Below are 13092 nucleotides of genomic sequence, written 5' to 3'. Positions count from 1 at the left end.
GCGGGCTTCCCCCGCGTTGGGCTGCGAAGCAGCCCTGAAACCAGACGGCGCATTACATCTGTAAAAACGCGGTGGCCTTATTGGGGCTGCTTCGCAGCCCAACGCGGGGCAAGCCCGCTCGCCACAGTGATGCGTTAGAGCCTTTGGATAGTCACAGCACCCGCAGGCCCAGCCGGCCCCGGTTGCCCTTCCAACCCTGGCCGGCCCTTCTGGCCACCATCGGCGCGGTACACCAGGCAGCCCTTGGATTGCCCACCTTTGCCCGGTTTACCGGCCGTGCCGGCCAAACCGCCCGCACCGCCATCCACCCAGACCTTGATCTGCTCGGCCGGGAAGCTCTGCGGCAGCTCGACGCGTACGGTCGCGCCCGCTGCGCCTGGCAGGCCATCACCGCCATTGTCGCCATTGGCGCCGCGCCCGGCTGAACCCCAGGTGCAGCCCGGGTCCACGCCATTGGCGCCATCCAGGCCGGCATAGCCTTGGGCGCCGGCGCCGCCACGGGCGTCCACCGACAGTTCATCAGCGGTCAGCGCGTTGATGCGCAGGACCAAGTCACGCCCCGCCTTGGCGGGTCTTTCGTGGGTGCCGGGAGCACCGCGCGAAGTGATCTGGCTGCCATGTTCCAGTTGCGCATTACGCACCTGCAACTGCAGCGCGGTATTGCCGGGGGCGATGGCGATCCGCGCTTCACGGCCCAAATGCAGCTCATCCACCGTCACTTGACTGATCGTCGCTGGAACCAACAACGTGCCGTAATCCGCCACATCCAGGCGTTCGAGCTGCAAAACGTTGGTGCTGCTGGGCAGGCGCATCAGCGAGTTGGTTTCAACACTGACGCTCTGCGCCAGGGCAATGGGGCTGACCAACAGGGCCAACAGAAAAACCTTACGCATGATTGGCCTCCTTGTTTGCTTCATCAATAACGGCAGGCGCCGACAGGCCCCGCACATGGAACATCCCCACCAGCAGAATCTGCAGGCGGTCACGCCAGGGGTGGGCACGGTGTTTCAGGCTGCTGTTGAACAACAGCAATTCCAACAGATGAGTAAGCAACAGCAGACTGCCGGCCAGACTGACCAACAGGTGAAACGGATTGGCGAGCGGCCGGAATAAATTGACCACCACCACAACCCAGAACAGCAACGTCAAAAACTTTCCCAGCCCCCAAAACACCTTCATCCTGCATGCCCCTGCCTATTATTCTTTGGGCGCACAGTACCGACTTCTGCAGGCGATTTGCCAGTGAAGGATGAAAAAACTTGATAAAGGCGCGGTTTGCTTGCGGTTTCGGCGAGGATCGCCAGCAATGCCCCTGTGGTTCCCACAGGGGCAAAGGCCGTCAGCGGTTGATTTTGATTTCCACACGACGGTTCAAGGCTCGACCGTCAGCGGTTTTGTTATCGGCCACCGGCTGACTTTCGCCCGCGCCCACCACCGATACAAAGTTGCTGCGCGGCACGCCCGCGCTCACCAGGTAATCGGTGACCGAGTGCGCGCGTTTTTCCGAGAGTTTCTGGTTGTAGGCGTCTTTGCCGACGCTGTCGGTATGCCCGCTGACCCGCAGCTGCGCGCTCGGGGCTTCACGTTTGAGGCGCGTGGCGATGGTGTCGAGCTTGGTTTTGTCCGCCGCCGTCAGCTTGGCCGAGTCGAACTCAAAGTGCACATCGCGGATCACGATGGTTTCTTCCTTGACCACGACCACCTCTTCCACCACGGCCGCCACCGGCACAGGTGGGCAGCCGTTGACATCAACCTGCACGCCCTTGGGCGTGCCCGGGCACTTGTCGCGGCTGTCCGGCACGCCATCGCCATCTTCGTCGCCATCACCGTGCACCCAGCAATAGGCGCCCGCCATGCCGCCGACCAGCAGCGCGCCATAACCCGCGTATGCCGAACTTTGAGTGGCGCCAATCGCTGCGCCGGTCACACCACCGACGGCTGCACAGGTGGGCCAATCGGTTTTTTGCAAACCTGCGCAACCTGTCAATACTCCGGTTAGCAGAACCAAGGGTAGAGCTGTCCGCATGATGCTCATCTGATTTCTCCTGAGGGGATCGGCGGGGGCCGACGGGTGGAGTAAAGACCGCTCTTTTCATCTGCGCCACTGCGCCGCACCCCCGTGTTTATTGGAGATCGCCCTGTGTGCAGGACTTTTGCACGCCGCCCGCTCTAGGCCCGCACGCTCAGCCGCGCTAGTCTCTAGGGTCCTGATGTGAGGATCTCTGATGACCGCTGGTATTTCTCCCCGTACGCCACAGCAAGCGCTGGCCGCCTTGCTGGATTTGCACCAGCCCAAACGCCTGTTGTTGTTGGGTGCCAGCCAGTTCCCGGCGCTGGAGGCCTTTGAGGCCGAGCACCCGGACACCCAGGTAGCGATTGCCGCGCCCGGGCCGTTACCGGCAGAACTTGCGGCGCAGCGTTTTGACCTGGCGCTGGTGGTCGATTGCCTGGAGCACCTGTCAAAACCGCAAGGCCTGACGCTGCTCGGCGGCATTCGCAACCTCAATGCCAGTCGCATTGCGGTGCTGGCAGACCTGAACGCCTGCGGCTGGAAGGAGACCGATTTTTTCTCTCTGGCGCTGCAAGCCGGTGAGCGTTTCCAGCGTGATGATCAGGTTCTGACGCTGTTTACCTATGATCTGCTTGACTATAAACAAGTGCCGGACTGGCTCAACGCCCGCTTCTGGGCCAACCCGGAAAACTTCGGAAAGTATTGGTGGTAACCATGAGTACACCCATTTGCCCGTGCGGCAGCGGCAATCTGCTGGATGCGTGCTGCGGCCATTATCACGCCGGCCACCCGGCGCCCTGCGCCACCGCGTTGATGCGCTCGCGCTATAGCGCCTACGTGCTGGGTTTGGTGGACTACCTGGTAGCCACTACTTTGCCCGCGCAACAAGCCGGACTGGACCGCGCCGCCATCGGCGCCTGGAGTGCGCAGAGCACCTGGCTCGGCCTTGAAGTGGAAAGCTCCGAAGTGTTTGGCGGCCAGCCGGAGCATGCGTTCGTGACGTTCACCGCTCGCTGGCATGACAGCACCGGGGAACACAGCCACCGCGAGCAGTCCTCTTTCGTACAGAATGAGGGGCGCTGGTACTTCATCGACCCGACAGTGGAGGTGAAGGCCGGGCGCAATGATGTATGTTTGTGCGGCAGTGGGCAGAAATTCAAGAAGTGTTGCTCCAGCTACCTCTAATCAACTGACAGGGAAAACGCCATGCTCCGGATGTACAGCTTGATGCTGGCGTTGACCCTGGGCCTCACCGGGTGCGCGTCCTGGTTCGAGGACAGCGCGCCCCCGCCTCATGTCTCCCTGGTGAAGGTTGAAGTGGTGCGCGCCAAATTGCTCGAGCAGCGCTTCAAGCTCTACTTTCGCGTGGATAACCGCGACGACGCCGACCTCACGGTGCGCGGCCTGATCTATAAAGTCAGCCTGGGCGATTTTGTGCTGACCGAGGGCGAGTCCAACGAATGGCTGACCGTACCACCGCGCGGCCATGCTTTTTTCCGGGTGAAGGTGCGGACCAACCTCTGGCCGCAGATACGCGATGTGGTACAGATGCTTAAAAACCCGAGCAAACCCGTGCCCTATCGCCTGGAAGGCGAGCTGAAAACCGGATTATTCATCGGTAATGACGTGCAGGTGAACCACAATGGCGAGATAATCCCCGGCGATTTTATTCCGGAGCGACATCGATGACTCAGCAACCCCATGTCCATGGTCCTGACTGCAACCACGATCACGACCACCATGATCATCATGATCATGACCACGGCCATGTCCACGGCCCGAACTGCGGCCACGCTCACCAGGAGCCGGTGCGCAACGCCCTGAAAGACGTCGGCCGCAACGATCCTTGCCCATGCGGCAGCGAGAAAAAATTCAAGAAGTGCCACGGGGCCTGATGCCCTGCCCCCGCAGAAGCCGGCTTGCTATGGCAAGCCGGCTTATTGTGGCGAGCGGGCTTGCCCCGCGTTGGGCTGCGCAGCAGCCCCAATAAGATCAACGCGTTTCCTCAAACAGAACGCAATCTCAGGTTTTGGGGCTGCTTCGCACCCCAACGCGGGGCGAGCCCGCTCGCCACAACAGCAGCACCACTTCCAACCCGCCGCCTTCCCGATTACTCAAACTCAACCGCCCCTCATGCGCCCGCGCAATCGTATGCGCAATGCTCAACCCCAACCCATACCCGCCAGTTTCGGCATTGCGTGAACCTTCCACCCGGTAAAACGGTTCCATCACCTGCTCCAACTGCTCCTGGGGAATCCCCGGGCCACGGTCACTGATGACGATCCTCAAACTGTCCGCTTGATCCTCAACCTGCACCACCACCTCGCTGCCATAGCGCACCGCGTTTTCCAGCAAGTTCTGCACACAGCGTTTGAGACTGCGCGCATACCCCGGCAGCGGCTGCTTCGCCCGGCCAATGATGGTCACGCTTTCGCCCACGTCCTCAAGGTCCGCCTGCAGGCTTTGCAGCAAGGCATTGATGTCGATGTTCTGGCGCGTCTCGTTGATTTCGCCGCTGCTGACAAAGTCCAGGGTGCTGGCCACCATGTGTTCCATTTCTTCCAAGTCGCTGCGAAAACGCTCCTGGGTGCGCGTGTCTTCAAGCATTTCCGTGCGCAAACGCAGGCGTGTGATCGGCGAGCGCAGGTCGTGGGAAATGGCCGCAAGAAACCGCGTGCGCTCGGCGATATTGGCGATCAGCCGTTGCTGCATCGCATTAAACGCCTGGGCGGCGCGGCGCACTTCAGTCGGACCATCCACCGGTAACGGTGGGCGCTGGATGTCCCGACCCAGCGCCTCGGCGGCCTTGGCCAGGGCATTCAGCGGGCGGATGGCCAGACGCACCGCCACCAGGGCGATGACCACCAGCACCAGCACCCGCAGCAAATAGATGCGCATCACGTAATCGAACCACAGGTCCAGCGGTGAGGTACTGGTCCAGCCCTGCTCTTCACTGGCGTCGACCAACAACCAGCGCCCATCGGGCAGGCGCAGGTCGATCAGAAACTGCCCGACCACCGGCTTGGAACTGAGCAAGGTTGAGAGCCCGGCGGTCTGCCCTTGGCCGTCGACCAGCGACAGGCGTAAAAGGCTCAAGGTTTGCGCGTAGCCGGTTTTCTGCGCCAACACCTGCTTGATCAGGCGTTCGGTGGGCCGGTCGCTGTCGGTGAGCGTGCTGGGCGTGTTGCTGGCCTGGTCGCTCAAGGTCAGCCGAAAGTGCGGCGCATCAAGCAGCTGGATCAACTGGTCGGCCTGCTGCGGGTCGCTGTGCATCACGCGCACCACGTCCGCCAAACGCGTGGCGATCAGCCGTGCGGGGATTTCCAGCACCTGGCCATGACGCCGGTCGTACCAGATGCTGCTGGTCAGCGCCTGGGCCGCGAGCATGCCGCTGACCAGAATCAGCACCAGGCGCCCGAACAGCGAACGCGGCAGCAGCCTCACGCGCCCAGCACCACGTCATCGGCGGTGAGCATGTAACCCTCGTTGCGCACGGTCTTGATCAGCCCCGCCGGCAGCTGCGAGCGCAGGCGGCTGACGCACACGTCGATGGAGCGGTCGAACGGCGTGCTGTCCTTGTCGAACACATGGTTGAGCAGAAAGTCGCGGCTCAATGGGCGGTTCGGGTGCTGCAACAACAGGCGCAACACGCGGTAATCCGAATTGCCCAGGCTGACTACCACGCCTTCGGGGCTGAGCAGTTGCCGCGCCCGGGTGTCGAGTTGCCAGCCCGCGAACCGAATGCTCGGCGCCTCATCCAGGCGCGCACGGTCCGGAAAACTCTGTACCCGGCGCAACACCACCTTGATGCGCACCAGCAATTCACGCGGGTCGAAGGGTTTGGGCAGGTAGTCGTCGGCGCCGATTTCCAGGCCAACGATGCGATCGATCAACGAGCCCTTGGCCGTGAGCATCACCACCGGCGTGTTCGAGCTGACCCGCAGCTCGCGGCACAGGCTCAGGCCGTCTTCGCCGGGCAGCATCAGGTCGAGCACGATCAGGTCGATCACGTTCAGCGCCAGGCGGCGGCGCATTTCCTTGCCGTCGGCGGCGGTGGACACCTGAAAGCCCGCGTCACTCAAATATTCGCAGAGCAGTTGGCGGATTTGCGGGTCGTCATCAACGATCAACAGGTGGTCAAGCTTTGCCATGGGCAGTCAATCCGAAAACTCAAAACGCAGGAGATAGCCGAAAGCTCAGCCAGTGGTAAGCGCAAATGTAATGGAATGTTGTGGGAAACCATAATCACGCATCAGCGATACAAACCCGGGGTATGACGGGCCGAATCGCTCTTTAGACTACCGAACCTAAATGAGAGTAATTGTAATTTAGACTCGGATCACTGCCATGTCACTGTCCACCCCGCACCTTCACACGCTGCAGACCACCCTGGCACCGATGTTCGGCTTTCTCGCTGCCGGCAGTGTCGCACCGACTGCCTGGGCCGATGCGCGCATCCCGGGCGCAGGCCGCACCCTCACCGCCAGTGTCGATTATGAGTTCTAACTTTCCCGCATCAGGAGCCTCCGCCATGTTCAAACCCCGTAACGTGCTCAAGCTCGGCGTGCTGTTCGCCGCGCTGGTGCTCGGCCATGCCGAAACCGCCGCCGCCCATGAAGTCACCGACGTGCTGGGCCGCAAGGTCGAGGTAAAGGACGACGTCAAACGCGTGGTGCTCGGCGAAGGTCGCTTGATTTCGGCATTTGCCTTGCTCGACAAGGACGCGCCGTTCCAGCGCATCGTTGGCTGGCAGAACGACTTGAAGCTGCTGGACCCGCACACCTACAACGCCTATGTGGCGAAGTTTGCGACGGTCAAAGACATCCCGTTGATCGGGCAAGCCTCCGAGCAAAGCGTCAGCGCCGAGGAAATTCTTTCGCTCAAACCTGACTTGGCGGTGTTCAGCATCTCCGGCCACGGGCCGACCGAACACAGCGCAGTGGCTGACGTGCTGGCCAAGGCGGGCATCCCGGTGTTGTTCGTCGATTTCCGTATCAACCCGGTGCAAGGCACCCACACCAGCATGATCGCGCTGGGCCAGGCGCTGGGGCGTGAAGCCCAGGCCAACGCCTTCCTGGCCTTCTATGACCAGCACATCAAAGTCATCACCGACGCCGTCGCCACGCTGCCGGCGGGGCCGCGCCCGAGCGTGTTTCTGGAACTGCTGGCCGGTGCCTGGCAGGCGCCTGGGCACACCACCGGCAAAAGCGGCATGGGTGAAGTGATCAAGCTGGTCGGTGGGCGCAATATCGCCGCCGACGTGGTGCCGGGTGCGCTGGGCGATATCAGCGTCGAGTACGCGCTGAAAGCCGATCCGGACGTGTACGTGGCCACCGGCAACCACAAGCCGGGCTTGATCCTGGGCGCAGGCGTGAGCACTGACGAAGCACGTGATGCGTTTGATCGGGTGTTGGCGCGGCCGGAATTCGCCAATCTTCGGGCCATCCGCGAGGGCAATGCCCACGGCCTCTGGCATGACTTCTACAACTCGCCGTACAACCTGCTGGCGATCGAAGCGCTGGCCAAGTGGGTGCACCCGCAGCTGTTCGCCACGCTTGACCCGCAGGCGACCATGGAGCAAATCAACCAGCAGTTCCTGGGTATGCCGTTGCAGGGTGCTTACTGGATTGACGCAAAAACCCAGTAACACTTATCGCCCTGTTGGAACGCAGTCAGTGGGAGCTGGCTTGCCGGCGATAGCAGAGTGTCAGCCACTGAATCAGTCGACTGATACACCGCTATCGCCGGCAAGCCGGCTCCCACACCTGGATGTTCATCGTTTGTTAAATGTGTGTGAGCCAAATGACCACTCAAACCCTCGACCTCGCCAGTGCCACTCACGGCTACCGCCGCTTGCTGGCACGCCGCGCCTGGCTGCTGGTGCTGCTGGGCACCGCGCTGGTCTGCGCGATGCTGGTGGACCTGGCCAGTGGCCCGTCGGGCATGGGCCTGCCGGCTTTGCTCGACGGCATCCTGCACCCCTCGCACCTCGGCGCCACCGACCACGTCATCATCTGGAACGTGCGCTTGCCCTACGCGCTGACGGCCGTGCTGGTGGGCTGCGCGTTGTCGCTGGCCGGGGCTGAGATGCAGGCGATCCTGAATAACCCACTGGCCAGCCCGTTTACCCTCGGCGTGTCGTCGGCCGCCGCATTGGGCGCGTCGCTGGTCATCGTGTTTCCGGTAACCACGTTGTGGGTGTCGGCCAACACGGCGATTTCCATCTCGGCCTTTATCTTCGCGGCGGCCTCGGTATTTTTGCTGCAAGCCATGTCGCGCCTGCGCGGCGCGGGCGTGGAAAGCCTGGTGTTGTTCGGCATCGCGCTGGTGTTCAGTTGCAATGCGGTCGTGGCCCTGCTGCAACTGGTTGCCACTGAAGATGTCTTGCAGCAACTGGTGTTCTGGACCTTGGGCAGCGTAACCCGGGCCAACTGGGACAAGCTCGGCATCCTCGCGTTGGTCGTGGCGGTGGTGATGCCGTTTTCTTTCGCCGCCGCACCGCGCCTGACCCTGCTGCGCATGGGCGAAGACCGCGCGCAAAGCTTTGGCGTGGACGTGAAGCGCCTGCGGTTTTTCTCGTTGCTGCGCATCAGCTTGTTGTCGGCCACCGCCGTGGCGTTTGTAGGCACCATCGGTTTTATCGGTCTGGTCGGTCCGCATATCGCGCGGATTCTGGTGGGTGAAGACCAACGCTTCCTGCTGCCCGCCAGCGCCTTGACCGGCGCGTTGTTGCTGGCGCTGTCGTCGATTGCCAGCAAGCTGATCATGCCGGGCGTGATCGTGCCGGTCGGCATCGTCACCGCGTTGGTGGGCGTGCCGATTTTCGTGGTGCTGGTGTTCAAGCGCGGGAGGCAGCTATGAACCAGGGCTTATCGGTGCACAACGCCAACGTCAGTTATGGCCGGCGGCAAATCGTGCATGACCTGAGCTTGCCTACCCTGCCCCACGGCAGCCTGACCGCGCTGATCGGCCCCAATGGCGCCGGTAAGTCGACCTTGCTGCGCGCCGTGGCCGGGCTGGAAAAGATGCAAGGCGTGGTCAGGCTGGGTGAGCTGGACCTGTCGGCCATGTCCGTGGCCGAGCGGGCGCGCCGCGTCACGTACATGCCGCAAAACCTGCCGCCGGGCCTGAGCCTCAGTGTGATGGAAAGCGTGATCGCCGCATTGCGCGTGGCCCATGTCGAAGGCATTCCCTTGTCCAGCGAGGCCTGTCTGCGTGAAGCGTTTGAGGCGTTGCAACGCATCGGCATCGCACACCTGGCCGATCAACTGTTAAGCACTTTGTCCGGTGGCCAACGCCAGCTGGTCAGCCTCGCCCAACTCATCGCGCGCCGCCCACAGGTGATGTTGCTCGACGAGCCCACCAGCGCCCTCGACCTCAATTACCAGTTGAAGGTCATGGACTGCGTGCGTGGGCTGGTGCGCGAACACAACCTGATCGCCGTGGTGGTGCTGCACGACATCAACCTCGCCGCGCGGTTTGCCGACCACATTGCCGTGCTGCGCCAGGGCCGCTTGTACGCCAGTGGCGTGGCGGATGAGGTGCTTGACCCGGCGCTGTTTGCCGACGTTTACGGCGTGCGGGTGCGCATTGAACGGTGCTCGCAGCAGTCGTTGCAGGTGCTGGTCGATGGGGCTGTGTGAAACGCTTCTAAGGTTAGACGCAAATGTTTGATTGAATTATTGCCCTTGGATCATCACCTATACCTGCAGGCATTCGCTCATTTGGAGAGCTTCATGATCGACCTGTATTACTGGACTACCCCCAACGGTCACAAAGTTTCACTGTTTCTGGAAGAAGCCGGTCTGCCCTACAAGGTGCACCCGATCAACATCGGCCAGGGCGACCAGTTCAAACCAGACTTCCTGAAGATTGCTCCCAACAACCGTATCCCGGCCATCGTCGACCAAAGCCCGAGCGACGGCGGCGCGCCGATTTCACTGTTTGAATCCGGCGCCATCTTGCTGTACCTCGCGGAAAAAACCGGCCAGTTCCTCCCCCAAGACCTGCGCGGTCGCCAGGAGGCATTGCAGTGGCTGTTCTGGCAAATGGGCGGGCTGGGGCCAATGGCCGGGCAGAATCATCACTTCAGCCAGTTCGCACCGGAAAAAATCCCCTACGCGATCAAGCGCTACGTCGATGAAACCGCGCGCCTGTATGGCGTGCTGGACCGGCGCCTGGCGGACCGCGCCTTCGTGGCGGGCGAGGACTACAGCATTGCCGACATGGCGATCTACCCGTGGATTGTTTCCCACAAGTGGCAAAGCCAGCGCCTGGAAGATTTCCCCCACGTGCAGCGTTGGTTCAACAGCATCAAGGAACGGCCGGCGACCGTTCGGGCGTATGAGCTGGTGCAGAAAGTGAATCCGCCCAAAGCCTGATCTCTGTGGGAGCTGGCTTGCCTGCGATAGCATCACCTCGGTACACATGAAAAACCGCGGTGCCTGCATCGCGGGCAAGCCCGACTCCCACATTGATCTCTATTCGTCTCAAGTTCTCACGCTTAACCCAAACTCCTGCTTGCGTCGTTTCGCCGCGCTCACTAACGTAGCGCCTTTAATGACGCTACCCCCCGCAGGAGCTTTGCCATGGCCTCGCCAGCCCTCTCACATTTTCTTCCCCGGTTCGGCGTTGCCGCGGCAGTGGCCAGTGCATTAAGCCTGGCCGGTTGCCAGCTCCAGAGCACCCAGGACACCCTGCCACCCGTTGCCGGCGTGCAGCCGATCAAAGGCCTGGCACAGAATGTGTCGGTACGCCGCAATGCCCAAGGCATGCCGTTGATCGAAAGCAACACCTTCCATGACGCGCTGTTCAGCCTCGGTTACGTGCACGCCAGCGACCGCATCACGCAGATGGTCACTTTGCGCCTGCTGGCCCAGGGCCGTCTGGCGGAAATGTCCGGGCCGGAGGTGCTGGATGTCGACCGCTTCATGCGCGCGGTTAACCTGAAAAAAAGCGCCGGCGAGCTGTACAACGCGTCGTCGCCGCGCCTCAAGCGCTTCTTTGAAGTGTATGCCCGCGGCGTCAACGCCTACCTGTTCCGCTACCGCGACAAGCTGCCGCCGGACCTGGCCCAGACCGGCTACAAGCCCGAGTACTGGAAACCGGAAGATTCGGCGCTGTTGTTCTGCCTGTTGAATTTCAGCGAATCGAGCAACCTGCAAGAAGAACTCTCCTCGTTGGTGCTGGCGCAGAAAGTCGGCGTCGACAAGCTCGCCTGGCTCACGCCAAGCGCGCCGGATGAGCCAATCCCGGCGGACGAGGCCGACAAGCTCAAGGGCGTGAACCTGGGCCAGATCACCGGCCTTGCGGGCCTGGAAAGCGTCGGCCAGCAGTTGAACAGCCTCAACGCCCTGGCGGTCACCACCTCCAACAACTGGGCCATCGGCCCGCAACGCAGCCGCAGCGGCAAAAGCCTGCTGGCCAGCGACCTTGCCGCCCAGCCGCAAGCGCCGTCGCCGTGGAACTACGTGCAGATCCGTGCGCCCAAATACCAGGCAGTCGGCGCCTCGATTGCCGGTCTGCCGACCCTGTTGTCCGGCTTCAACGGCAAAGTCGCGTGGAGCATGAGCGCGGTCAAGGGCGACACCCAGGACCTGTTCCTGGAAAAGGTCAAACGCCAAGGCAACGCGCTGTACTACGAGAACAACGGCAAATGGCTGCCGGCCACTGTGCGCAACGAAACCTACTTCGCCAAAGGCCAGCGGCCACTGCGTGAAGTGGTCTACGAAACTCGCCACGGCGCCCTGCTCAACAGCAGCCAGGCGCTGACCAGCGGTTTCGGCCTGGCCCTGCAAACCGCCGACTTCAAGGACGACAAGAGCCTGGACGCGTTTTTCGACCTGTCCCGTGCGCAAAACGCCGGCAAGGCGTCGGACGCGACCCGGGAAATCCGCGCCATCGCCCTGAACATGATCTTCGCCGACGCCAGCAACATCGGCTGGCAAGTCACCGGCCGCTTCCCCAACCGCCGCGAAGGCCAGGGCTTGCTGCCGTCGCCGGGCTGGGACGCGCGCTTTGACTGGGACGGCTATGCCGACGCGATGCTGCACCCGTACGATCAGGACCCGGCCCAAGGCTGGATCGGCACCGCCAACCAGCGCACCGCGCCACGCGGTTATGGCATGCAGCTGTCCAACTCCTGGGATGCACCGGAGCGCAGTGAACGCCTGGCACAGCTGGCCAACGCCGGCAAGCATGACAGCCGCAGCATGATCGCCATGCAGTACGACCAGACCACCCCCTTCGCCGCCAAGCTCAAGACCATGTTCCAGGCACCGGGCATGGCCCAGCCGTTGAAACAGGCGATTGATGCATTGCCGGCGGCCGACGCGAACCAGGCCCGCGAGGCGCTGAATCGCCTGATGGCGTTTGATGGCCGACTGGCGCCAACGTCCGCCGACGCGGCGATCTACGAGCTGTTCCTGCAGGAAAGCACCAAGCAGATCTTCCTCGACGAACTCGGCCCGGAAAACAGCGCCAGCTGGAAAGCCTTTATCAGCAACGCCAACCTGTCCTACTCCGCCAACGCCGACCACCTGCTGGGCCGCGAAGACAGCCCGTTCTGGGACGACGTGCGCACGGCGCAAAAAGAAGACAAGCCGGCGATCCTGGCCCGCAGCCTGGCCGCCGCGATCACCGCTGGCGACAGCCAATTGGGCGCCGACCACAAGGCCTGGCAGTGGGGCAAGCTGCACACCACCACCTGGAAAAACACCAACGGCCAGGTGATTCGCGGCCCGTTCGCCAGCGGCGGCGACCACAACACCCTGAACCCGGCGCCCTACCGCTGGGGCCAGGACTTCGCCACCACCCAGGTGCCGGCGCTGCGCATGATTGTCGACTTCGGCCAGATTGAACCGATGATGGGCCAGGGCGGCATTGGCCAGTCCGGCAACCCGGCCAGCCCGAATTATGCGAACGGCATCGACCCGTCGCTCAAGGCGCAATACCTGAGCTTCCCGATGCAGCCGCAGAACTTTGACAAGGTGTACGGGAAAACCCGCTTGACCCTCACACCCGGCAAGTAACCCGGTTTCTCACTGAAGAAACCGGATCAAAAATGTGGGAGCGGGGGGGGG

At 62.4% G+C, this 13092-nt stretch carries 15 protein-coding genes; 10 read left to right on the top strand and 5 right to left on the bottom strand.

Annotated elements, in window-relative coordinates; genetic code table 11:
• Positions 1–134: 134 nt before the first annotated feature.
• The 3 genes from NTD89_RS10690 to NTD89_RS10680 form a co-directional block, all read right to left on the bottom strand.
• Positions 135–893 carry a collagen-like protein gene (locus tag NTD89_RS10690; RefSeq protein ID WP_145161956.1) on the bottom strand — a complete coding sequence of 253 codons (759 nt, stop codon included), beginning with the start codon at positions 891–893 and terminating at the stop codon, positions 135–137.
• Positions 886–1179 (bottom strand): DUF1145 domain-containing protein, encoded by a 294-nt coding sequence (locus tag NTD89_RS10685; protein WP_145161953.1) that lies wholly within the window; start codon positions 1177–1179, stop codon positions 886–888. The genes NTD89_RS10690 and NTD89_RS10685 overlap by 8 nt, the downstream gene beginning before the upstream one ends.
• A 160-nt stretch (positions 1180–1339) precedes the next feature.
• A complete protein-coding gene (locus NTD89_RS10680; RefSeq protein WP_145161951.1) occupies positions 1340–2035 on the bottom strand; it encodes an OmpA family protein in 696 nt (231 codons plus the stop codon).
• Between the two features lie 190 nt (positions 2036–2225).
• On the opposite strand from NTD89_RS10680, the gene NTD89_RS10675 reads away from it, so the two are divergent.
• The 4 genes from NTD89_RS10675 to NTD89_RS10660 are packed head-to-tail and all read left to right on the top strand — an operon-like array spanning position 2226 to position 3906.
• Positions 2226–2723 (top strand): DUF6231 family protein, encoded by a 498-nt coding sequence (locus tag NTD89_RS10675; RefSeq protein WP_262207511.1) that lies wholly within the window; start codon positions 2226–2228, stop codon positions 2721–2723.
• Between the two features lie 2 nt (positions 2724–2725).
• Positions 2726–3196 (top strand): YchJ family protein, encoded by a 471-nt coding sequence (locus tag NTD89_RS10670; RefSeq protein WP_145161945.1) that lies wholly within the window; start codon positions 2726–2728, stop codon positions 3194–3196.
• A 21-nt stretch (positions 3197–3217) separates the two neighbouring features.
• A complete protein-coding gene (locus tag NTD89_RS10665) occupies positions 3218–3700 on the top strand; it encodes an LEA type 2 family protein (RefSeq protein ID WP_145161943.1) in 483 nt (160 codons plus the stop codon).
• A complete protein-coding gene (locus NTD89_RS10660) occupies positions 3697–3906 on the top strand; it encodes an SEC-C metal-binding domain-containing protein (RefSeq protein WP_065890089.1) in 210 nt (69 codons plus the stop codon). The genes NTD89_RS10665 and NTD89_RS10660 overlap by 4 nt, the downstream gene beginning before the upstream one ends.
• Before the next feature lie 127 nt (positions 3907–4033).
• Here the strand turns inward: NTD89_RS10660 and NTD89_RS10655 are convergent, their stop codons facing one another.
• Complete coding sequence (locus NTD89_RS10655; protein ID WP_262207508.1) at positions 4034–5455, bottom strand: ATP-binding protein; 1422 nt, start codon at positions 5453–5455, stop codon at positions 4034–4036.
• Positions 5452–6162: a response regulator gene (locus tag NTD89_RS10650; RefSeq protein WP_262207506.1), complete on the bottom strand. Its 711-nt coding sequence runs from the start codon at positions 6160–6162 to the stop codon at positions 5452–5454. Before NTD89_RS10650 ends, NTD89_RS10655 begins: the two co-directional genes overlap by 4 nt.
• Before the next feature lie 196 nt (positions 6163–6358).
• Here NTD89_RS10650 and NTD89_RS10645 point away from each other — a divergent pair, with 196 nt between their 5' ends.
• From NTD89_RS10645 to NTD89_RS10620, 6 genes are all read left to right on the top strand, one after another.
• On the top strand, positions 6359–6517 hold the full coding sequence (locus tag NTD89_RS10645) for a hypothetical protein (protein ID WP_262207504.1): 159 nt from the start codon (positions 6359–6361) through the stop codon (positions 6515–6517).
• Positions 6518–6542: 25 nt separating this feature from the next.
• Positions 6543–7658, top strand: a complete 1116-nt coding sequence (locus NTD89_RS10640; protein ID WP_262207502.1) for an ABC transporter substrate-binding protein — start codon at positions 6543–6545, stop codon at positions 7656–7658.
• Between the two features lie 155 nt (positions 7659–7813).
• Entirely contained in the window at positions 7814–8872 is a 1059-nt protein-coding gene (locus NTD89_RS10635) for a FecCD family ABC transporter permease (protein ID WP_262207501.1), read from the top strand.
• Entirely contained in the window at positions 8869–9654 is a 786-nt protein-coding gene (locus tag NTD89_RS10630) for an ABC transporter ATP-binding protein (protein WP_262207500.1), read from the top strand. The genes NTD89_RS10635 and NTD89_RS10630 overlap by 4 nt, the downstream gene beginning before the upstream one ends.
• Positions 9655–9747: 93 nt before the next feature.
• Entirely contained in the window at positions 9748–10392 is a 645-nt protein-coding gene (locus NTD89_RS10625) for a glutathione S-transferase N-terminal domain-containing protein (RefSeq protein WP_262207498.1), read from the top strand.
• A 207-nt stretch (positions 10393–10599) separates the two neighbouring features.
• On the top strand, positions 10600–13041 hold the full coding sequence (locus tag NTD89_RS10620; protein WP_262207496.1) for a penicillin acylase family protein: 2442 nt from the start codon (positions 10600–10602) through the stop codon (positions 13039–13041).
• The last annotated feature ends 51 nt before the right edge of the window (positions 13042–13092 follow it).

It is taken from the genome of Pseudomonas sp. 14P_5.3_Bac1 (assembly GCF_025466135.1).
In the GTDB taxonomy this organism is placed as follows: Bacteria; Pseudomonadota; Gammaproteobacteria; order Pseudomonadales; family Pseudomonadaceae; genus Aquipseudomonas.
The sequence above is the reverse complement of the archived record's forward strand: the minus strand, read 5'-3'. Positions and strand labels throughout refer to the sequence as shown.

Bases quoted from the DNA above. Each gene is read 5' to 3' on its own strand.
- NTD89_RS10690 (WP_145161956.1), bottom strand. From the start codon at position 893: ATGCGTAAGGTTTTTCTGTTGGCCCTGTTGGTCAGCCCCATTGCCCTG.
- NTD89_RS10685 (WP_145161953.1), bottom strand. From the start codon at position 1,179: ATGAAGGTGTTTTGGGGGCTGGGAAAGTTTTTGACGTTGCTGTTCTGG.
- NTD89_RS10680 (WP_145161951.1), bottom strand. From the start codon at position 2,035: ATGAGCATCATGCGGACAGCTCTACCCTTGGTTCTGCTAACCGGAGTA.
- NTD89_RS10675 (WP_262207511.1), top strand. From the start codon at position 2,226: ATGACCGCTGGTATTTCTCCCCGTACGCCACAGCAAGCGCTGGCCGCC.
- NTD89_RS10670 (WP_145161945.1), top strand. From the start codon at position 2,726: ATGAGTACACCCATTTGCCCGTGCGGCAGCGGCAATCTGCTGGATGCG.
- NTD89_RS10665 (WP_145161943.1), top strand. From the start codon at position 3,218: ATGCTCCGGATGTACAGCTTGATGCTGGCGTTGACCCTGGGCCTCACC.
- NTD89_RS10660 (WP_065890089.1), top strand. From the start codon at position 3,697: ATGACTCAGCAACCCCATGTCCATGGTCCTGACTGCAACCACGATCAC.
- NTD89_RS10650 (WP_262207506.1), bottom strand. From the start codon at position 6,162: ATGGCAAAGCTTGACCACCTGTTGATCGTTGATGACGACCCGCAAATC.
- NTD89_RS10645 (WP_262207504.1), top strand. From the start codon at position 6,359: ATGTCACTGTCCACCCCGCACCTTCACACGCTGCAGACCACCCTGGCA.
- NTD89_RS10640 (WP_262207502.1), top strand. From the start codon at position 6,543: ATGTTCAAACCCCGTAACGTGCTCAAGCTCGGCGTGCTGTTCGCCGCG.
- NTD89_RS10635 (WP_262207501.1), top strand. From the start codon at position 7,814: ATGACCACTCAAACCCTCGACCTCGCCAGTGCCACTCACGGCTACCGC.
- NTD89_RS10630 (WP_262207500.1), top strand. From the start codon at position 8,869: ATGAACCAGGGCTTATCGGTGCACAACGCCAACGTCAGTTATGGCCGG.
- NTD89_RS10625 (WP_262207498.1), top strand. From the start codon at position 9,748: ATGATCGACCTGTATTACTGGACTACCCCCAACGGTCACAAAGTTTCA.
- NTD89_RS10620 (WP_262207496.1), top strand. From the start codon at position 10,600: ATGGCCTCGCCAGCCCTCTCACATTTTCTTCCCCGGTTCGGCGTTGCC.